The sequence below is a fragment of the Pedobacter fastidiosus genome (assembly GCF_014306625.1).
GTDB lineage: Bacteria > Bacteroidota > Bacteroidia > Sphingobacteriales > Sphingobacteriaceae > Pedobacter > Pedobacter fastidiosus.
Map to the genome: position 1 here is coordinate 185,834 of NZ_JACRYL010000011.1, position 19,583 is coordinate 205,416.

The window sequence follows — 19,583 nt, forward strand, 5'->3', positions numbered from 1 at the left end:
AAATTCTGTTGATAATTATTTAATCCTTAATAAATTGATCCAAACTATCGCTTTTATTACAATTTTTAAGGGCTTAATCATCTTTAATTAAATATTTTAGCGATCTCAAATCGCATATTAATGAATAAGTTTTACAAACTATTATTTTGCGCCGAGTTGTTGTCCCTTTCAGCTTTAGCGCAAACCAAAACCTTTACCTTAACAGAAAATATTCAGTCGGCCCCAAAGGCTAACTATCAGCTGGCATCTCGGTTTTCTCCAAATAAATTAAAGAAAATGGTGTATTCTACTTCTGTAGATCCACACTGGCTAAAAATGAGCAACCGCTTTTGGTATAACTTCGAAAGCCCGAAGGGTAAATTTTGGTATCTGGTAGATCCAGCAGCTAAAAGCAAAAAGCTGATGTTCGATAATGCTAAAATCGCTGCGGATATTACCTTAATTGTTCGCGATCCTTTTGATGCGGAACATTTGCCTCTCGAAAATCTGAAGTTTGCGCCAGATGAAAAAAGTATTTCTTTCGAAATTAAAAGCTCTATAGATGAATTGAAGAAAGACAGGAAAGATAAAAAGGCTGCAGATTCTATGCAGAAAAAAATCTATTCCTTTAAATACGAATTGGCAACGGCAAAACTAACCGAAGTAGCCAATTTCAGTAAGCCAAAACCCAAACCAACTTGGGGGTCAGTTGCTCCAGATTCTTCAGCCATTATCTTTTCACGAAATTATAATTTGTTTTGGATGGATAAAAGCAACTATCAAAAGGCCGTTAAAAACGAAGATGACAGTACCATTGTAGAGCATCAGCTTACCAAAGATGGCGTTAAGTTTTATTCTTACGGAAGTGATGGCGACGGTGAAAACAATGTCGAGAATGAAAAAAACAATAAAAAAAGGAGAGGAGCTTATGTGTTATGGTCGCCGAATTCTAAGTACTTTGTATTAGATCGTACCGATTCGCGTAAGGTTAAAGATCTTTGGGTAATCAACAGCGTTACACCGGGTCGCCCAACTTTAGAAACCTATAAATACCAAATGCCAGGAGAAGCAGAAGCCCCTCAAGATGAAGTGTTGCTTTTTGATTTCCCTGCAAAAACCTATAAAAAATTAAATGTATCTGCCTTTAAAGATCAGAGTGTTTCCGTTTGGAGCAAACCATCTTTGGCTAAAGATCGCGACAACGAATTCCGACCTTCGGTTTGGTTAGGTAATGATAGTAGATTCTATTTTTCTCGCACCAGCAGAGATTTAAAACGTATTGATATTTGTACCGTTGATATTAATACAGATGTGGTAAAGCCGTTAATTGATGAACGTTTTAATACCTACGTAGAAGTTAACAGACCGGGTTTGGTTAACGATGGTAATGAATTAATCCATTGGAGCGAACGCGATGGCTGGGCGCATTTTTATCTTTTCGATGGAAATGGAAAGCTTAAAAATCAGATTACCAAAGGATCTTTTCACTGTGAAAGTATCGTAAACATCGATGAGAAAAATCGGGTATTGTATTTTACGGCAAATGGGAGAGAAGTCAAGGAAGATCCATATTATCTTCATTTATACAGCATCAACTTTGATGGTTCGAACATGAAATTGCTCAATGCCGGCGATTTTGATCATGCATCTAACATGAATGATAACAATACTTTTTTTGTTGATAATTACTCACGAGTGAATACAGTGCCAAAGTCTACGCTATATAACAAAGCAGGATTAAAGGTAATGGATTTGGAAACCACCGATCTTTCATTGCTTATGACGGCTGGGTATAAATTTCCAGAGCCTTTCAAAGTAAAAGCAGATGATGGGATCACCGATTTGTATGGAGTAATGTATAAGCCTTTTGATTTCGATCCCACCAAGAAATATCCAATTATCGAGTACGTATATCCCGGTCCGCAGACTGAGGCAGTAAACAAAGCCTTTACTAAAAGTATGGATCGCACCGAGCGTTTGGCTCAGTTTGGCTATATCGTTATTACAGTAGGAAACCGTGGAGGCAATCCCTCGCGTTCTAAATGGTACCATACTTTTGGCTACGGCAATTTACGTGATTACGGCTTGGCCGATAAGAAAACGGCAATTGAGCAACTTGCTGCTAAATATTCGTTTATCGATGATCAAAAAGTAGGTATTACGGGTCACTCTGGTGGCGGTTTTATGTCTACAGCTGCAATGCTTGTTTATCCAGATTTTTTCAAAGCTGCGGTAAGTAATTCTGGTAACCACGATAACAGTATTTACAATCGTTGGTGGAGCGAAAAGCACCATGGCGTTAAAGAGATTATCTCGGCCAAAGGCGATACAACCTTTAAATATAACATCGAAAAAAATCCAGATTTGGCCAAAAACCTCAAAGGTCATTTATTGTTAATGACGGGCGATGTAGATAATAACGTGCATCCGGCAAACACCATTCGCGTTGCCAACGCCTTAATAAAAGCAGGCAAAAGATTCGATATGCTTATAGTTCCGGGTCAGCGCCATGCCTATGGCGATTTAACCGAATATGCTTTCTGGAAACTAGCCGATCACTTTAACAAATACTTAATCGGCGATTTCTCCGATCCAAGCGAAGTCGATTTAGTAGAAATGGACCGAGACATAGAACAGAACGGTAAACCTTAATTTAAAATTACGATCTAATAGAAATGGCCTGCATGATGTAGGCCATTTTTGTTTTGTTAAACTTTTGGCACTTTGTCTCCCCCTCTGGAGGGGGTTGGGGGAGGTTTTAGCCTCCATATTTGCCATGCTATCTTTCCCGCGCAGGCGGGAATCTTAATGCTTTGGTATGCAATGTTTAACGCATTACGATTCCCCTCCGATAACTATCGGATCAAGCTTAGAATGGCGGACCGCCTAGCCACTCGGCAAGTTTGGCAACATTTTTTGGCGCTTTGTCTCCCCCTCTGGAGGGGGTTGGGGGAGGTTTTAGCTTTTTTTTGGAAAGCAAGGTTCGGTAATTCTTCGGTTATTTCAGTCCTGCTCTCGCTTATAGTCCCGAAGAAAAATCGGGTGCTATTCCGCTCGATCAGGTTTAAATTATTTGGGCTTAGGTGTTTCAAATGAAAACCAATCGGAAACTAAAAACCTTTGATATTGAAACTGTTTTTTCTCTGGCAACATTTTTCGGCGCTTTGTCTCCCCCTCTGGAGGGGGCAGGGGGAGGTTTCAACCTCCATATTTGCCATGCCGTCTTTCCCGCGCAGGCGGGAATCTTAATGCTTTGGTATGCAATGTTTAACGCATGAAGGTTCCCATCCGATAGCTATCAGATCAAGCTGAGAATGACGGACCGCCTAGCCCCTCGGCAAGTTTGGAAACCTTTTTTGGCGCTTTGTCTCCCCCTCTGGAGGGGGTTGGGGGAGGTTTTAACCTACATATTTGCCATGCCGTCTTTCCCGCACAGGCGAGAATCTTAATGCTTTGGTATGCAATGTTTAACGCATTAAGGTTTCCATCCGATAGCTATCAGATCAAGCTGAGAATGACAGGACGCCCAGTCCACTCGGCAAGTTTGGAAACCTTTTTTGGCGCTTTGTCTCCCCCTCTGGAGGGGGTTGGGGGAGGTTTTAACCTCCATATTTGCCATGCCGTCTTTCCCGCACAGGCGGGAATCTTAATGCTTTGGTATGCAATGTTTAACGCATTAAGGTTCCCATCCGATAGCTATCAGATCAAGCTGAAAATGATAAGACGCCCAGCCCCTTCGCCAAGTTTAGAAACCTTTTTTGGCGCTTTGTCTCTCCTTCGGGGGGAGTGGGGGAAGGTTTTAACTTTTTTTTTGGAAAGCAAGGTTCGGTAATTCTTCGGTTATTTCAGTCCTGCTCTTGCTTATAGTCCCGAAGAAAAATCGGGCGCTATTCCGCTCGATCAGGTTTAAATTATTTGGGCTTGGTGTTTCATATGAAAACCAATTTGGAAACTTTTATTGGCTCGCAAATTTTCGGCGCTTTGTCTCCCCCTCCGGAGGGGGTTGGGGGAGGTTTTTTAACACCTTCACCAGTCAATGCTAAGCTAACCCTTCCTCTCTTCCATGTACTTATCATTAAACAAACCATTCGGCTTTAGGTAAACAAAGTTGTCTTTGAAATCAAGAAATACATTAAACCTTTTCAAAACCTCGTTTCCCAAAATATGGATATCCTTATCTTTCAAGGGCTTATTTATCGTGGTTATCTGTACAGGAACATTTTTTAAACTGTACTTTCCAATTTTTAACGTTTTAAGTTTTGACGTAATCACCGGGATTTCATTGCCCTGAGCGCCATGCATCATCACCTTTTTTATTATTTCCATCTTCTCGACTGGAAATTTTCCCGCTTTTAATAAATCGCTACTCAACATCGCCGTTCTTTGATAGCCGGTATCAAACAGAAAAAGGTCTTTATTGGTTACACCATTTTGTTTAATTTCACTCTGAATTAAGAAGAGATCTTTAAAAAATTCTATTTTAAGTTTTGTGAATTTATGATCAGATACTACTTCTTTGGGCAACACAGCATGAACAATCATCAGTTTTTTATCAAAATCGAGCTCCACTACTTTACCCTTAAAAAGATCCCAGCCAAACCGTCCATCGCTTCCATGAACCGTTAATTGGGCATCATAAACTTTAGTTTTATAGTTTGTGCTTCCTATTTGTAAATCGTAAACGGTATTGTACAGTTGAGGAACAGATTTAAGTTTGTTCTTTAAAACATCATTAATAAGTACCAACTCGGTTGTTCCCGTATCGAAGTTTAAGTTCAACGTATCTATTTTATTAAAAACAGCCTTTACAAAAAAAGTATTTTGATTATTAAATACTAAAGGAATGCTATCACTTAAAATTATTTTTTGAGCAAAAACATTTAACGAGAGGAGTAAAAATAAAAGGAATAGAGTAGGTTTCATGGTTGTTAGGTTGGTTTAAAGGTTGTTGCTAGCGCATGCCTGTGGCGTGTGAAAGAAGCATAAATTTATGAATTATAATAAAATATGAAAATGATTAAGCCAAGATTTTAAATGCATACGCGACATACTTGCGTCAAATATGGGGAAACTGAACTCAAGCCTTTATTATGCAGCTCCCTTCTTTGGAAAATCTCCGTTGGCTGCAGTGTTATTCAGGCGCTACTACTTGCTCTTGGTCAGCATTTTCTTCAATGCGTAAAGTGTCCTTTGATTGGCTGTCATAAAACAAGTTTGTTAATTCTGATTTAAGAAAGTCGTCATTAAGCAGTTTAATAAAATGCTCTTGCGAAACTTTTGTGTCTAACGCAATTTGCGTAGAGTCTGCGTTAAACCTAATTTTTCGACTAAGAACTGGATGGTTTGCTATGAAAAAAATTACGGTGTTGACGGGTAATTGCAAGACTGGTGTGTCGTGCTTTATTTTCACTATCCTTTTTGCATATTTGAGTTCATTTGTCAAAGTGTTTAGTAATTGAATGTCAACCAATAATCCTGAATTTTGGATTAGAGTTAGATTTTCAATAGCCTTATTTCTGATAATTGTGTCGTAGCCAAAATATTTTTCTAAAACTTTTACGCTCAATACAATAAGATTTTGACCTATTTGCATAAACTCAAAAGTCTCGGATATGCTCAAAATATTGGTATTGACTTTTTCAAATCTCTCGTTGGATGGAAAAATCCTTAAAATACTATCTCGTCTCAAATAGTTGATTGGGTAATGCTTTTTGTAAAGGCTTATTTTGTGTTCTTCATTTCCAATTAAAATTACAAATGCTTTGATATTGTTTAAATCGTCCACATTGAAATTAAAATGGGCTTGTTCTTCATTTTTCAAAACTGTGTCTAAATATGAAAGTCCTTCTGGCTTTTCGTCAAAGTCATAGTTGTAAGCAGAATTTCTACGATTGTCTGCATCTGTCAAATTGCCAAAAAACAATTCTTCGTTGTCAATGAACTTTGATTGGATGTATCCTTTAAATTGAGTTAGAAGCGAAGTAGTAACTTCTTGTTCAATATTTGCCAATTTCAGTTCCATTCCATTGTCTGTACTAACTAGAAAGTATAGTCTTAAACTAATTGGATTGCCTACCTGAAAAAGGAATGAAATTGCCTGTAGTAATTGTTCTCTATTCATTTTCTGGCTGTGTTGTTTTTTTTACGAAATAAGTTTTGTGGTCTAGTTGCAAAGAACTTACCCAACTGCTTACCTCAAGTTTATCTTTAGAAATATAAATTAGGTTATCTCCTTGGGATGTTTCGACTTTATAAACGTTGTAGCCTAATAATGCCAATGTTGGATTAGCATAAAACATATTTGTTTTAACATAAATTGCACCGATGATGATGAGTAAAATTAAGAGGTCAACAGCGTACCTAATTTGGCTTAGGTCAAAGCAAATCAGAGGTATGATATAAGTTGTTAGAAACGTCAAATGTTCATAGTTGGAATGCTCAATTTTTTTTATTTTTACTGGTAGCAAAGCAGTTCCGTCGATAGTATATCTAAATCGGAAATAAAAAATAAAACCTAATAAAAAGAATAAAAGGGCAATTGTCGGTATAACATTGTCATGAAAGAGTTGCTTAAACCCAATAAAACTGCAACTCCAACAAATTTGCATTTGAGTTCTGTTCACTATTATCAGAAGAAATAGTAACCAAAGAGATACGATATATAATTCTATTTTTCTTCTCAAGTTATTAGGAGTTTCAAAAGATTACAGTTAATGCAATGTTGTAGTCAGCACTACTTATCAATCACGACCACTCAAATAATAATGGTCTTTCAAATGCTGGGTTTACCAAAACTGGCCAATAAAATGGTGCATCTTTCCAGCCATTTGCTTTTCCTTCTTGTCTAAGTAACATTAGCAGAGGTTTGTTTGAATTCTTAATGCAAGTCATACTATATTTGTAGTCTGTAGTGCTTGTGTACGGTGCGTCCATTGGTTCTCCATTAAGTTGAAACCTTTGCAGGTCTCTTCCTTCTTGTACATAACAATGCATATCATCATTTTCACACTCTTCAAACATTTTTTTTACGATTGTTTTCCACACAAATGTGTCAAGCGGAACCCCTAGATCGTAATTCAAATTTCCAGCATCAATTAAGTCAAGAATATTTTCAAACTGCTCGAATGTTATTGTGAAAGACTTTCTGATTGTGTTGGTAAAACCATTTATGGAACGTAGGTACGTGTCAATCTTATTTGTGATTCGTGTTATTTCCGTCTTTCCTTTAGTTTCAAAACCATAAGGGTATTTGGTTTTATAACTGCGAAGAGTTGTAACGTTACCTAAACGAATTCTATTTGGGCTTGTTGGTTTAATTCTTCCTTGTTCGCTTGCTTGCATTAGAACAATTTCGTGGTCCGTCTTTTTCTGCAATGATTCTCGCAACGCTTCATCAATCTGATGGATTTCTTTCATTCTTTCGAATATCCGTTCAGTTGTGTACATCCGTGTTAATGCAATATCTGCCTTTGAACGATTACCATACATTCTGGCGTGTTGTAACACGGTGTCCATTTGAGAGGTTTGTGGGTCTCTACCGTAAAAAATTCCAAGTAGATTATCTATGGTGATGCCCCTGTCAAGTACCTGACCTCCAATAAAGAAATTTAAAGCTGTTTCAAGTCTTAATTGGCCATCATCGTTAGCTAAGTCTATTACTCGTTGGTCAGAGTTTATTACGAATATTTGATAATCCTCCAACTCGAATATTCGTGAAATTACTTTTTGAACTTCTTTGAAATTCGGTAAGTTCTCAACCCAGCCAAGTTTTTCGGCTTTCTTGAATGAGATAATTAAATCATTTTCATAATGGTCTTTGTACATATCAATTGCATCGCCATTATTTTTTTTCCATTCCGATTGTAAAAAGTCTAAATATTTTTGGACTAATGTTTCTTGCCAAACCATTTTAGTTTTGGCGGTGTCCAGGTGAAAAATAAATGAATATTTAGAAAGCTGATAGTTTTGTAATATTGTTGAACCGCCACTTTTAATTTGTTGAGCTCTTCTGATTGCAACGGCTACAATAAATTTTTCAATGGATTTTCTAAATACTTGTAGCTTGTCAGTCGTGGCAACATTGCGTTCAATTCTTAAATCTTGTTTTTTAGATTTTAACGTTGCTATATCAGTTGGTGTTGCTTGTATATGTATGTGGTAGGCAGGATTGTCTATGTCCTCGCTATCTTCAAAATACACTTTTCCACCAACGTAGCCTGGATAAGCCTCCAATATTTCAGTAAATTTCGGTCTTACTGGTTTGTAAACTCCTGATGCTGTGACAATTTCGTTTGGTTGAAGATATAAAGCATATGGTGTTGCTGTGACTTGTAAGAAATATCCTTTCTCCAATGCTTTTCTAAAATCGTTTAGTTTTTTTGCAGTTTCTAATAATTCAACTTCATCCTTTTTGCCTTTTGCACCTATCGAACCTGTATCAGCTTCATCGTCAATTATGAGTACATTTTTACCGCATAATTCGGAATTATTTATTTTGAACGCTTTTGTTAGTTTTCCTATACTACTTGGATTCTTGATTGCAATAAAGACTTTCTTGTTCAGTAATTGAGATTTTTTTAGAATGGTGTCGCCAAATGTATGGGTGTAGTAGATGTTTATGTGCCCTTGCTCCTCAAATTCCTTAAATTCCTTTCTAATTCTTCTCGTTGTTTGCGTGCCAAGTAATTCTGAATTTTTTGTCAGAACAACCGCAACATCAATTCCTCTGTCAAACGCTTCTGCAATAACCCCAATAAATGCAGTTGTCTTACCGCTTTGAATTCGACCAAGCAAGACACCAGGATTTTCGGAACTTGTTTTGCTCGTTAGTAATCTGTCAACAGTACTTTTTACTGTGTCCTGCAATGGCTTACTGTATTTTCTGTTAGCCGAATGAATTGAGTAGAATTCCATATAGTTGTTATGTCGTTTGACTGTGGGGTGATAAGGGTTGCCAGCAACTTTTAAATATATGAAACTCAAGCCTCAAATAATACCTCTCAATGCCCATTTGTACTTAGTGTTTTGCCTTAATTAATTTATATTATTCACTAAACCTCAAAGAAGCCTATACGCGGTTAAGAAACAAACCAACAGATAGAGAGCGCTTATCGATTAATTTAGTTTAACTAATGTATAAAATAAAAATAACCATTTAATACGGGAAGCCGTAAAATGCTGATTTAATGTGGTTTTGCCATTTAGACCCGATGGAAGCGGAAAGCCCGCAACCCGATTTTCTCGGGGAGGACTTGTAGCGATAGCCCCAAAGGGGTTCCTTTGGAACGGGGCTAACATTAATCAATTCTTCTGTTCCTGCTCTTCAAATGCTTTAATTAGAAATTTATCCTTTTAACCGCAGTAAGATTCCAGCCTACGCGAGAATGACGGTATGTTGTACAGAAATTGGCCCATCAAATGTTTTTAATTAGATTTTTTTTAACATGTTATAAAAGCATTAAGATTCCTGCCTGTGCAGGAAAGAAAATTTAGGCATATAAATCCCAAAATCATAAATCGGCAAAATTTCCTAAATTACCCATCAAAATTTATCCGAATGAACAAAACCCTACTTTACTTATCCATACTAGCCGTTGGCATAACTTCTTGCAAACAATCTTCTGAAAGCAGTGCCGATGGTCCAGATTCCTTAGCAATAAAGGCTATAAACGATTCTAGTCTGACCAAATATCTTTCTGTTATTGCTGCGGATAGCTTGGAAGGAAGAAAGCCTTTTACAGCTGGAGAAACGAAAACGATTAATTATTTAAAGGCAGAATTTATAAAACTTGGTTTAAAGCCAGGTAATGGCGACAGTTATTTCCAGGAAGTACCGATGGTGGAAATAAAATCGACACCTGATGACAAAATGATCGTTAAATCGGGCTCAAAAGAGCTTTCCCTAAATTATTTAACAGAGTTTGTAGCAGGATCGAGAAGGGTGCAGGAGGAAGTAAGTATCAAAAATTCTCCGCTGGTTTTTGCAGGTTACGGCATTGTTGCACCAGAATATGGTTGGAACGATTACAAAGATTTGGATGTTAAAGGCAAAACAGTTGTGGTGTTAATTAACGATCCGGGTTTTTCTGATTCGACTTTGTTTAAAGGAAAAAACATGACTTATTACGGTCGGTGGACATATAAGTTCGAGGAAGCATCTAGACAAGGTGCAGCTGGAATTTTAATCATCCACGATACGGAGCCGGCGGCTTACCCGTGGACGGTGGTTCGCAGTGGTTGGTCTAAATCGAAATTACAGTTGCAATCGGAAGATAACGGCATGAATAGGACTGTTGTTGAGGGATGGATTGGTTTAGGTGTGGCGAAGAAGTTATTTTCGTTGGGCGGTAATTCTCTCGGAGCTTTGGTTGCAAATGCCAAGAAAAAGAATTTTAAAGCTGTGGATCTGAATTTAACAACTTCGTTAACGGTTAAAAATAAGATCAAAAAATCTGTTACTTACAATGTATTGGCCTCGCTTCCGGGCGATAAAAGAAAAGATGAAGCCATAATTTATTCGGCACACTGGGATCATTTAGGGGTTGGGGAAAAAGTTCAGGGCGATTCTATTTACAATGGCGCTGTAGACAATGCGACTGGCGTGGCTTCTTTATTTGAAATTGCTTCGGCATTTAAAAAGTTGCCGAAAAATCCAGATCGAACCATTTTGTTTATTTCTTATACGGCTGAAGAGCAAGGCTTATTAGGCTCTGAGTATTATGCAAAACACCCCACTTTTCCATTGGCTAAAACGGTTGCAAACATTAATATGGATATGATGGGGATTGCCGGTAAAACAAAAGATGTGGTGGTTTATGGCTTTGGCCAATCGGAATTGGAAGATTATGCTGCGGAATCGGCCAAAAAGCAAAACCGTGTGATTGTTCCAGATCCTGTCCCATCATCTGGTCTTTATTACCGTTCAGATCATTTTAATTTGGCAAAGGTTGGTGTGCCGTCTTTATTTACAGGCTCTGGTGTAGATAATATTAAGAATGGAAGGCCATGGGGCTTAAAACAGGTTGCCGATTTTACCAAAAACCGTTATCATTCTCCCCAAGATAATTTTGATGCGAAAACCTGGGATTTATCTGGAATTATAGCGGACGAGCGGATGCTTTTTGATTTGGGTTACCGTTTAAGTAACGAAAGTTCTTATCCCAAATGGAAAGAAGGCTCGGAATTTAAAGCCATTAGAGAAAAGAAATAAAAAGGCTACATCATAAATATCTGTCATCCTGAGCTTGTCGAAGGACCTATCGAAATTAATTTTAATGCGTTTCGATAGGCTCAACTTGATAGTGTCCAGATAGTTGATTTCATAATATAGCCTTGGGTTACACCCACCAACTTAAATATTAATACAAATTTTCAATACTTTCTTCCAGCTCCCCTCCTTATCTTCAAGGAGGGGTTAGGGGGTGGTTTTTATCAACTACGCTAAATACTAAAAATGCCCCCAATAAGTATCTAACTTTTTTTGGAGGCATTTCAAAAAATCTGTCGCTTAATTATAGCGTAACAAACTAATTAAAAGTGAAACTGTACGCCTAATTTTGGAGCAAATGTATCAGCTTCTAAACCGAATGAATTTGCAGTTGCTTTAGCGCCTGTAGCTTCATTTTTTACTTGGTAGTTTTCGTAACCTAAACCGTTAACTGAAACTTCGATACCGATTCTTTTGGTTGGGAAAAAAGCAAAACCTGGAGCAATGTTTACACCGATACTTGTTGTAGTTGCATATTTATCGCCAACATTTCCTTCAGCATCAACAACTTTATTGTTTCCGAAAGCCATTGGAACTGATAATTGCCCGAAGAATTTAAACTGATCTGATAAGCCAATATAATAACGACCGAAAGGTGCAACTTTAAAAGCCTGATTTAAGTTTTTAGCACTCACTTGTTTATCGTATGTTTAACCCACGCCTGTACCAATTGCAAAGTTGTTGCTTACAAAATAACCAACACTTGGAACTACGCTGAAGTTGAAATCAGATTTTGCAGCGCCTTCTACTTTGGTAGAGTTAAAGCCAACGTTACCGCCTAAAATAACTTTTCCTTTTTCAGTTTGTGCATTTGCACTGTAAACTAAACCTGCTACTGCTACTAATGATAATAATAGTTTTTTCATCTTTTTATGTATTTATTTTATTAAAAAATATAGTCAATTTTTACTTTTTTAATTTCTGACTATATTTGGCTAAAAGTCAATACCTGTGCCGAAAAACTTTGTCTGCGTCATCAAAAAATCAGTTTTTGCCTAACTCTTTAATTCATAAACAGATAGAAATTTGGACTTTAATCAATATTATTTTGCGGTGACTGAAAATTAATCGATTGATTAATTTTATGAGCATGCCAGATTGACAATCTGACTTTTTTTGTAGAAATGTCAGCTTTTTGCAGGAAATTTTGACATCTTTTAGGAATATTAAACTTTCCCTTTGTTGGCCGTTTGTATTGTTTCGTCGTCTTTACCGAGCAGGCGGGTATCTTAATGCATTTTACTAAAAAAATTAAGATACCCTGCATGCAAAATAATTGCTCCTGCAGATTTAAGATAATTACCGCAGAAAATCTGCGAAAATCCATTTGATCTGAGGGAAATATTTTCAGGCTACTACTTAAACTTAAATACTAAGATTCCCGCCTACGAGAATGACGAGGTGGCTATGCAAAATGATTATGTAGAATGGTGAGTCGATTGGTTAAAAGACTAAACATGAACGGCCATCATGCCCAACTTGATCCGATAGCTATCGGATGGGAATCTTAATGCATTTTACTAAAAAATTAAGATACCCTGCATGCAAAATAATTGCTCCCGCAGATTTAAGATAATTACCGCAGAAAATCTGCGAAAATCCATTTGATCTGAGGGAAATATTTTCAGGCTATTACTTAAACTTAAATACTAAGATTCCCGCCTTCGCGGGAATGACGAGATGGCTGTGCAAAATGATTATGTAGAATGATGAGTCGATTGGTTAAAAGACTAAGCATGAACGGCCATCATGCCCAACTTGATCCGATAGCTATCGGATGGGTATCTTAATGCATTTTACTAAAAAATTAAAATACTCTGCATGCAAAATAATTGCTCCCGCAGATTTAAGATAATTACCGCAGAAAATCTGCGAAAATCCATTTAATCTGCGGGAAATATTTTCAGGCTCCTGCTTAAATACTAAGATTCCCGCCTTTGAGGGAATGACGAAAAATCTATAAGATATCTAATTTAAACCTTACAAGCAGAGATTAAATTTTCGAGCTTCTTTTTGATGATTCCTAATGCCATTTCATCCGTTAGTTTTCCGCTTTCATCAAATTTGTTTTGCGCCTGGGCAATCAAAACTTCTGGCTGTAAAACAGGGTTCATGTTTAAGAATGTAAAAACAGGAAGGAAAGCTGTTTGCATTCTAACCGTTCCCCACATCCCTTGGGTTGCGCCCATAACGGCCACGGGTTTGTGCATTAAAGGAGAATCTTTTCCACGGCTTGCCCAATCAATTGCATTTTTAAGTCCGCCGGGGATGGAGTAGTTATATTCTGGCGAAGCAATAATAAAGGCACTAGCCTCAGCTAAAGCATTTCTAAATTTCACCACACTTTCAGGGCGTTCATCAACCGTTGGTGTATCATCATCGGCGTTATAAATAGGAACATCATCGAATGGAACAATTTCAAAGTCAATACCTTCGGGAAGTAGTTCGCCAGCAGTTTTCAATAACATTGCATTATAAGATCCTTTTCTTAAGCTTCCGCAAAGGCCAACTATTTTTTTATTCTTTTCCATAGTTAATAAACCGCATCACCATAAAAATGTTTCAGTCCAGCAAGGACATATTGTTTACCGTTAAAAATTATAATTGCTATTTTTGATGGTAGAACATTTGTTATGACCGAGAACCCATCCACCCAAACGTTAATAGAAAGAACCGTTTTTCCCATTTTATTTGCACTTAGCTTTTCGCATCTGTTAAATGATACCATTCAATCCCTAATACCGGCAATTTATCCGATTATAAAAGTTAATTATCACTTAAGCTTTTCGCAAATTGGTTTAATTACGTTAACCTTTCAGCTGGCTGCTTCATTGCTTCAACCTTTTGTGGGTTTATATACCGATAAAAAACCCCAACCTTATTCTTTAGCCGTTGGCATGGGCTTCACCCTTATTGGGCTGATCACTTTATCGCTCTCTGCACATTTTTATACCATGCTAATTTCGGTTTGTTTTATCGGAATTGGCTCATCTATCTTTCACCCAGAAGCTTCTAGAATGGCGCATGCCGCATCTGGCGGGAAAAGAGGTTTGGCACAATCTGTTTTTCAATTGGGCGGAAATGCAGGAAGCTCCTTAGGACCACTTTTAGCCGCTTGGATTATAGTCCCTTATGGGCAATTTAGTGTGATCTGGTTCTCTTTTATAGCACTTATTGCCATTTTGATTTTAAGTTACGTGGGCAATTGGTATAAGGGATTTATGTTATTGAGGGTTAAAAATGCAAATAAAATTCAAGGTGTAACCCATAACTTTTCTCGCAGAAAGGTTGTATTCGCTGTATCCATTTTATTGCTTTTGATCTTTTCGAAATACTTTTACATGGCCAGTTTAACCAATTATTTTACATTTTATTTGATCGATAAATTTCACTTATCGGTTCAAACTTCGCAGATTTATCTTTTTGTATTTCTTTTTTCAGTAGCTGCAGGAACGTTATTGGGCGGACCAATAGGAGATAAAATTGGACGTAAATATGTAATCTGGGTTTCTATCTTAGGTACAGCACCTTTTGCCTTGTTATTGCCACATGCAAATTTATTTTGGACAGGTGTTTTAATCGTTCCCATCGGGATGATTTTAGCTTCTGCATTTTCCGCGATTTTGGTTTATGCACAAGAATTAATTCCAGGTAAAGTTGGCTTGGTTGCAGGTTTGTTTTTTGGTTTTGCCTTCGGGATGGGCGGAATAGGTTCTGCCTTGCTTGGTAAATTAGCCGATTCTACGAGTATTGAATATGTGTTTAATGTTTGTGCTTTTCTGCCATTAATTGGTTTATTAACAGGATTTCTTCCAAATATCGAAGCCAAAAAGAAATAAAAAAATCCCACTGTAAAAAACAGTGGGACGGAGCGTTGATGTGAAATATTTAATTAAAACAAAACGTATATTTTAAAACCTAGGTTATTTATAAAACCTTGACTTGTAAAATTGAATGTGGTTCTTTTGTTAGAATAGTTATTGGATCCTGGGTTATTATTGTATTGCTTAGTTTCATTATAAATTATATCTGCAGCTAACAAATTTGTTTCAAGAGCAAATCTTTTGGATAAAAACCAAGTTATTCCTCCATAAGCACCAACGGCATATAAGTTGGATGTATATTCTTGGCTCGTAACCCCATTATTTATGGTTTGATCTTGTTTCCCGTAAGTATAGGCTGCTTTTCCACCAGCATAAGCAAATAAGGTTTTAACGATTGGGAAGTATCTTTGATAGCTTAAATTACCACCATAACTTTTATACTCCTGTGTAGATGTATTGTCGTAATCGTACTTATTAACTCCGTAGCTCAATTCTATTCCAATTTTGCTATTGTCTTTAATAAAATAATCATACCCTAAGGAGAAGGAACTGTTCTTGGCCTTGCTTTCAGTGGTCAAATCACTTGTTGTTTTATCTGTGGTCACATTAACGCCAAAACTTAAAGCATTGGTTCTTTTGTTTGTGCAAATCCAGATACAGATAGGCATACCACCGCCATAGCGGTAAATAATAATTGTTTTTTCATTTGTGTGTGTTTTTTGTGTAGTCAATATTAAGCAAAAAAATCCAATTAACTAAATATTTAGTTAATTGGATTTTAAGTTTTTGATTTTCAATGAAATTATTTTAAAAATGGTCTAGAAATGAAAGCTTACGCCAATGGATGGCATAAAATTATCAAGTGCAAGTTTAACATTGTTCTGCTTTTCATAGTTGTAAGCCGAAAACTCATCGTAATAATCTTGATGAAAATAAGTAACAATGGGGAAGGAGAACTCTATCGCAAATTTTTCTGTTGGAAAGAAAGCAAACCCAGGACTTAAACTTGCTCCATAACCTTTAAGTCGATTATCGTAACCTATTAAATAGCCTTCGTCATCGATGATTTTGGTGCTGTTAATTTGAAATAAAATATTGGCCTGTGCATAAAACTTTAAAAAAGACTTTACATTAAAATACTTTCTCGCAAAAGGAGATAGACCAAAATTAAGTTCTTTAGCGCCATAAGTATCTTGATAAGTACCGTATTCGCTATTCCATTCGGTATAATTGATGCCTCTAAGTTTCGATAAATTAAAGGAAAGATCTAAGCCTACAGCAAAATTATCTTCCAGAAAATAGGCTCCTTTTGGGGTGAAGGTAAAGTTGTTAATACTGCTTTTGTAGGTTTTCTGCTTTTCGGTTCCAAAGCTGAGACTGAGCCCCAAGAAGCCGGAGCCTTTTTCGGTTTGCGCATACGAGCTCAAGCCGATGGCGCATAACGCTGCCATGATGGTTAATTTTGGTTTCATTTTTCATTTTTTGTGTGTAATCAATAATAAACATTATCGACACAAAAAACAAGTAAAATAACTATTACCGTAGTTGATTATTTGGTTCGTAAGCTTCTGAAGATCAGCTTCAAAAAAAATCCTACAGAGGTTAATCTGTAGGATTTAATTATGATTTTTTAATCAACCTTTTGATTCAGGAACACAAAATTGTGATCAAACATATCCAACTTTATTTTACTGTCTTTATCTATCTTACCCGCCAAGATCTCTTTCGACAATTCGTTTAAGATTCTTTTTTGAATGACTCTTTTTAACGGCCTCGCTCCAAACTGCGGATCGTAACCCAACTGTGCCAACCAATCTAAAGCTTCATCACTTGCTTCCATTTCAATACCCATTTCGGCAAGTGTTTGCTGTACTTGTTTAAATTGTAAGCTAACAATGTTTCTAATTTCGCTGCGGTTCAAAGGAGTGAACATAATCAGCTCATCAATACGGTTTAAAAACTCCGGACGAATGGTTTGTTTCAATACCTCAAACAATTCGTTTTTGGTTTTAGCAATTACTTCATCTCGGTTTTCATCACTTAAATTTTTGAAGTTATCTTGAATTAAATGTGCTCCGATATTCGAAGTCATGATGATGATGGTGTTTTTGAAATTCACCGTTCTGCCTTTATTATCCGTTAAGCGACCATCATCCAAAACCTGCAACAAAATGTTAAATATATCTGGATGGGCTTTTTCTATCTCATCAAGCAATACTACGGAATAAGGTTTACGCCTAACAGCTTCAGTTAACTGTCCACCTTCATCGTAACCAACATAGCCTGGAGGCGCTCCAATTAAACGAGAAACGGCATGTCTTTCCTGATATTCACTCATATCAATTCTGGTGAGCGCATTTTCATCATTGAATAAAAACTCCGCCAATGCTTTGGCCAATTCTGTTTTACCAACACCTGTTGTGCCCAAGAAAATGAACGAACCGATTGGTTTACGCTTATCTTGCAAGCCTGCACGAGAACGACGAATCGCGTCAGAAATGGCCTCAATAGCCTCATCTTGTCCGGCAACACGTTGGTGAAGCTCCTCTTCTAAATTCAATAATTTTTCACGTTCGCTGGCAATCAGTTTCGTTACCGGAATTCCAGTCCACCTTCCAACAACACCAGCAATATCATCGGCAGTAACTTCTTCTTTCAGCATTCTGCTATCGCTCTGCTGACTTTCCAAAGTTGCTTTAAACTTATCGAGCTTATCTTGAGCTTCTTTAATTTTTCCGTAACGAATTTCGGCAACTTTGCCATAATCCCCTGCACGTTCAGCCTGTTCGGCTTCTAATTTATAGTGCTCAATCTGTTCCAGCTGATTATTAATGTTATCAACCAAATCTTTTTCGCCTTGCCACTTAGCTTTTAATTCATCCCGCTCTGCAGATAAATTTGCAATCTCTTCTGAAAGTTCTTTAACTTTTTTATCGTCTTTTTCGCGTTTAATCGCTTCACGTTCAATTTCCAAGCGCATAATTTCACGATCCAGTGCATCTACATTTTCAGGCACACTATCCATTTCCATCCGCAATTTAGATGCGGCTTCATCCATCAAATCGATGGCTTTATCAGGCAAGAAACGATCTGCAATATACCGCTGACTCATTTCTACTGCAGCAATAATCGCCTCATCTTTAATCCTCACCTTGTGGTGCGTTTCGTAGCGTTCTTTTAATCCACGTAAAATTGAAATCGCATCTTGGGTGTCAGGCTCGTTCACCATTACCTTTTGGAAACGACGTTCTAGCGCTTTATCCTTTTCTAAATATTTTTGATATTCATCCAAAGTAGTGGCGCCAATTGCACGTAATTCTCCACGAGCTAAAGCAGGTTTTAGAATATTTGCCGCATCCATTGCGCCTTCGCCACCACCTGCACCAACCAACGTATGGATCTCATCAATAAAGAGAACAATCTCTCCATCGCTTTGAGTAACCTCTTTTACTACGGCTTTTAAACGCTCTTCAAACTCGCCTTTATATTTTGCACCAGCAATTAACGAACCCATATCAAGCGAGTAAACCACTTTGCTTTTCAAGTTTTCAGGTACATCGCCTTTAATAATTCTGAATGCAATTCCCTCTGCAATAGCAGTTTTACCAACGCCTGGCTCACCAATTAAAATTGGATTGTTCTTCGTTCTGCGAGATAAAATCTGAATGACCCGACGAATTTCTTCATCGCGACCAATTACAGGGTCAAGCTTTCCGCTTTCTGCATATTCATTTAAATTTCGGGCATATTTGCTCAAAGCTTGGTAAGTTGCTTCTGCATTTTGGTCGGTTACACGGTTATCGCCACGCAACTCTGTAATCGCTTTTTTAAGGTCTTTTTCATTAACACCTTGCTCTTTTAATAATTTAGAAGTGCTATCGTTAACGGCTAAAAGCCCAAGTAATAAGTGTTCAACCGAAACAAATTCATCTTTAAATTCTTTTAAAAATGTTTGTGCTTTCTGTAAAACACTATTTGTATTTGATGACAAATAGACATTGCTTCCGCTCACTTTCGGGAACTTTGCAATCTCTGCATCTAAATTTTGATTTAAGGAATTAAGGTTTACGTTCAATTTCTTTAATACATAAGAAACCACGTTTTCATCAACAGTAAGCAAACCTTTAAGCAGGTGTGCCGTTTCAATAGCCTGTTGCTGGTTGCCTTGGGCTATTTCAGAAGCCTGTTGAACTGCTTCCTGGGCTTTTATTGTAAAATTGTTGAAGTTCATATAACCCTTGTAGTCAAAACAAATGCCATGATGATTTTAATTTTCGAATCGGAAATTTTGTCGCTAAGAATTAATTTTAAATGACTAATTGACTGATAAATAGTTGTTTATGCTGAAATTTTGTCTGCTAGTTGCTGATGATTTTGGAAATTAACGTTCATTGCTTTTCGGTAACTACAGCCCTTCTTTCCATTACAAGGTTGTGTTTACAAATGGGTAGCACCTACGGCGCATAAATACACATTGTCTATTTTACAAATAGGTAGCCCCTATGGGGCAAAGA

13 protein-coding genes are annotated in these 19,583 nt (G+C 37.2%); 3 read left to right on the forward strand and 10 right to left on the reverse strand.

Annotated elements, in window-relative coordinates; genetic code table 11:
• Positions 1 to 120 precede the first annotated feature (120 nt).
• The gene (locus H7U22_RS14000; protein WP_187071977.1) at positions 121 to 2,631 is read left to right on the forward strand and encodes a S9 family peptidase; all 2,511 of its coding nucleotides are present in this window, start codon (positions 121 to 123) and stop codon (positions 2,629 to 2,631) included.
• Between the two features lie 1,392 nt (positions 2,632 to 4,023).
• On the opposite strand, the gene H7U22_RS14005 is transcribed toward H7U22_RS14000, so the two are convergent.
• From H7U22_RS14005 to H7U22_RS14020, 4 genes are all read right to left on the reverse strand, one after another.
• Complete coding sequence (locus H7U22_RS14005) at positions 4,024 to 4,902, reverse strand: retropepsin-like aspartic protease (RefSeq protein WP_187071978.1); 879 nt, start codon at positions 4,900 to 4,902, stop codon at positions 4,024 to 4,026.
• 208 nt (positions 4,903 to 5,110) lie between these two features.
• Positions 5,111 to 6,100, reverse strand: coding sequence for an anti-phage protein KwaB (gene kwaB / locus H7U22_RS14010; protein WP_187071979.1), 990 nt, complete (start codon positions 6,098 to 6,100; stop codon positions 5,111 to 5,113).
• The gene (gene kwaA, locus H7U22_RS14015; RefSeq protein ID WP_187071980.1) at positions 6,093 to 6,662 is read right to left on the reverse strand and encodes an anti-phage protein KwaA; all 570 of its coding nucleotides are present in this window, start codon (positions 6,660 to 6,662) and stop codon (positions 6,093 to 6,095) included. The genes kwaB and kwaA overlap by 8 nt, the downstream gene beginning before the upstream one ends.
• Before the next feature lie 61 nt (positions 6,663 to 6,723).
• Positions 6,724 to 8,892: a Z1 domain-containing protein gene (locus H7U22_RS14020; protein ID WP_187071981.1), complete on the reverse strand. Its 2,169-nt coding sequence runs from the start codon at positions 8,890 to 8,892 to the stop codon at positions 6,724 to 6,726.
• Positions 8,893 to 9,535: 643 nt separating this feature from the next.
• Here H7U22_RS14020 and H7U22_RS14025 point away from each other — a divergent pair.
• A complete protein-coding gene (locus H7U22_RS14025) occupies positions 9,536 to 11,188 on the forward strand; it encodes a M28 family metallopeptidase (protein ID WP_187071982.1) in 1,653 nt (550 codons plus the stop codon).
• A 320-nt stretch (positions 11,189 to 11,508) separates the two neighbouring features.
• Here the strand turns inward: H7U22_RS14025 and H7U22_RS23105 are convergent, their stop codons facing one another.
• The 3 genes from H7U22_RS23105 to H7U22_RS14035 all read right to left on the reverse strand — a co-directional run bounded on the left by H7U22_RS23105 (position 11,509) and on the right by H7U22_RS14035 (position 13,776).
• Positions 11,509 to 11,880, reverse strand: a complete 372-nt coding sequence (locus tag H7U22_RS23105; protein ID WP_248284754.1) for a hypothetical protein — start codon at positions 11,878 to 11,880, stop codon at positions 11,509 to 11,511.
• Positions 11,881 to 11,895: 15 nt separating this feature from the next.
• Entirely contained in the window at positions 11,896 to 12,111 is a 216-nt protein-coding gene (locus H7U22_RS23110; protein ID WP_248284755.1) for a PorT family protein, read from the reverse strand.
• Between the two features lie 1,107 nt (positions 12,112 to 13,218).
• Positions 13,219 to 13,776 carry an NADPH-dependent FMN reductase gene (locus H7U22_RS14035; protein WP_187071983.1) on the reverse strand — a complete coding sequence of 186 codons (558 nt, stop codon included), beginning with the start codon at positions 13,774 to 13,776 and terminating at the stop codon, positions 13,219 to 13,221.
• Between the two features lie 102 nt (positions 13,777 to 13,878).
• Between H7U22_RS14035 and H7U22_RS14040 the strand changes: the two genes are divergently transcribed.
• Positions 13,879 to 15,084 (forward strand): MFS transporter, encoded by a 1,206-nt coding sequence (locus H7U22_RS14040; protein ID WP_187071984.1) that lies wholly within the window; start codon positions 13,879 to 13,881, stop codon positions 15,082 to 15,084.
• A 53-nt stretch (positions 15,085 to 15,137) separates the two neighbouring features.
• Here H7U22_RS14040 and H7U22_RS14045 read toward each other — a convergent pair whose 3' ends face one another.
• The 3 genes from H7U22_RS14045 to clpB all read right to left on the reverse strand — a co-directional run bounded on the left by H7U22_RS14045 (position 15,138) and on the right by clpB (position 19,300).
• Entirely contained in the window at positions 15,138 to 15,800 is a 663-nt protein-coding gene (locus tag H7U22_RS14045) for an autotransporter domain-containing protein (protein ID WP_187071985.1), read from the reverse strand.
• 87 nt (positions 15,801 to 15,887) lie between these two features.
• Positions 15,888 to 16,541 (reverse strand): hypothetical protein, encoded by a 654-nt coding sequence (locus H7U22_RS14050; RefSeq protein ID WP_187071986.1) that lies wholly within the window; start codon positions 16,539 to 16,541, stop codon positions 15,888 to 15,890.
• A gap of 158 nt (positions 16,542 to 16,699) precedes the next feature.
• Positions 16,700 to 19,300, reverse strand: a complete 2,601-nt coding sequence (gene clpB / locus H7U22_RS14055; protein WP_187071987.1) for an ATP-dependent chaperone ClpB — start codon at positions 19,298 to 19,300, stop codon at positions 16,700 to 16,702.
• Positions 19,301 to 19,583: the final 283 nt, after the last annotated feature.

What these genes read in the sequence shown, in the direction of transcription:
- H7U22_RS14020 (WP_187071981.1), bottom strand. Translation starts at nt 8,892, where the DNA reads ATGGAATTCTACTCAATTCATTCGGCTAACAGAAAATACAGTAAGCCA.
- H7U22_RS14050 (WP_187071986.1), bottom strand. Translation starts at nt 16,541, where the DNA reads ATGAAACCAAAATTAACCATCATGGCAGCGTTATGCGCCATCGGCTTG.
- clpB (WP_187071987.1), bottom strand. Translation starts at nt 19,300, where the DNA reads ATGAACTTCAACAATTTTACAATAAAAGCCCAGGAAGCAGTTCAACAG.
- H7U22_RS23110 (WP_248284755.1), bottom strand. Translation starts at nt 12,111, where the DNA reads ATGAAAAAACTATTATTATCATTAGTAGCAGTAGCAGGTTTAGTTTAC.
- H7U22_RS14040 (WP_187071984.1), top strand. Translation starts at nt 13,879, where the DNA reads ATGACCGAGAACCCATCCACCCAAACGTTAATAGAAAGAACCGTTTTT.
- H7U22_RS14000 (WP_187071977.1), top strand. Translation starts at nt 121, where the DNA reads ATGAATAAGTTTTACAAACTATTATTTTGCGCCGAGTTGTTGTCCCTT.
- H7U22_RS14025 (WP_187071982.1), top strand. Translation starts at nt 9,536, where the DNA reads ATGAACAAAACCCTACTTTACTTATCCATACTAGCCGTTGGCATAACT.
- H7U22_RS14005 (WP_187071978.1), bottom strand. Translation starts at nt 4,902, where the DNA reads ATGAAACCTACTCTATTCCTTTTATTTTTACTCCTCTCGTTAAATGTT.
- H7U22_RS14035 (WP_187071983.1), bottom strand. Translation starts at nt 13,776, where the DNA reads ATGGAAAAGAATAAAAAAATAGTTGGCCTTTGCGGAAGCTTAAGAAAA.
- kwaB (WP_187071979.1), bottom strand. Translation starts at nt 6,100, where the DNA reads ATGAATAGAGAACAATTACTACAGGCAATTTCATTCCTTTTTCAGGTA.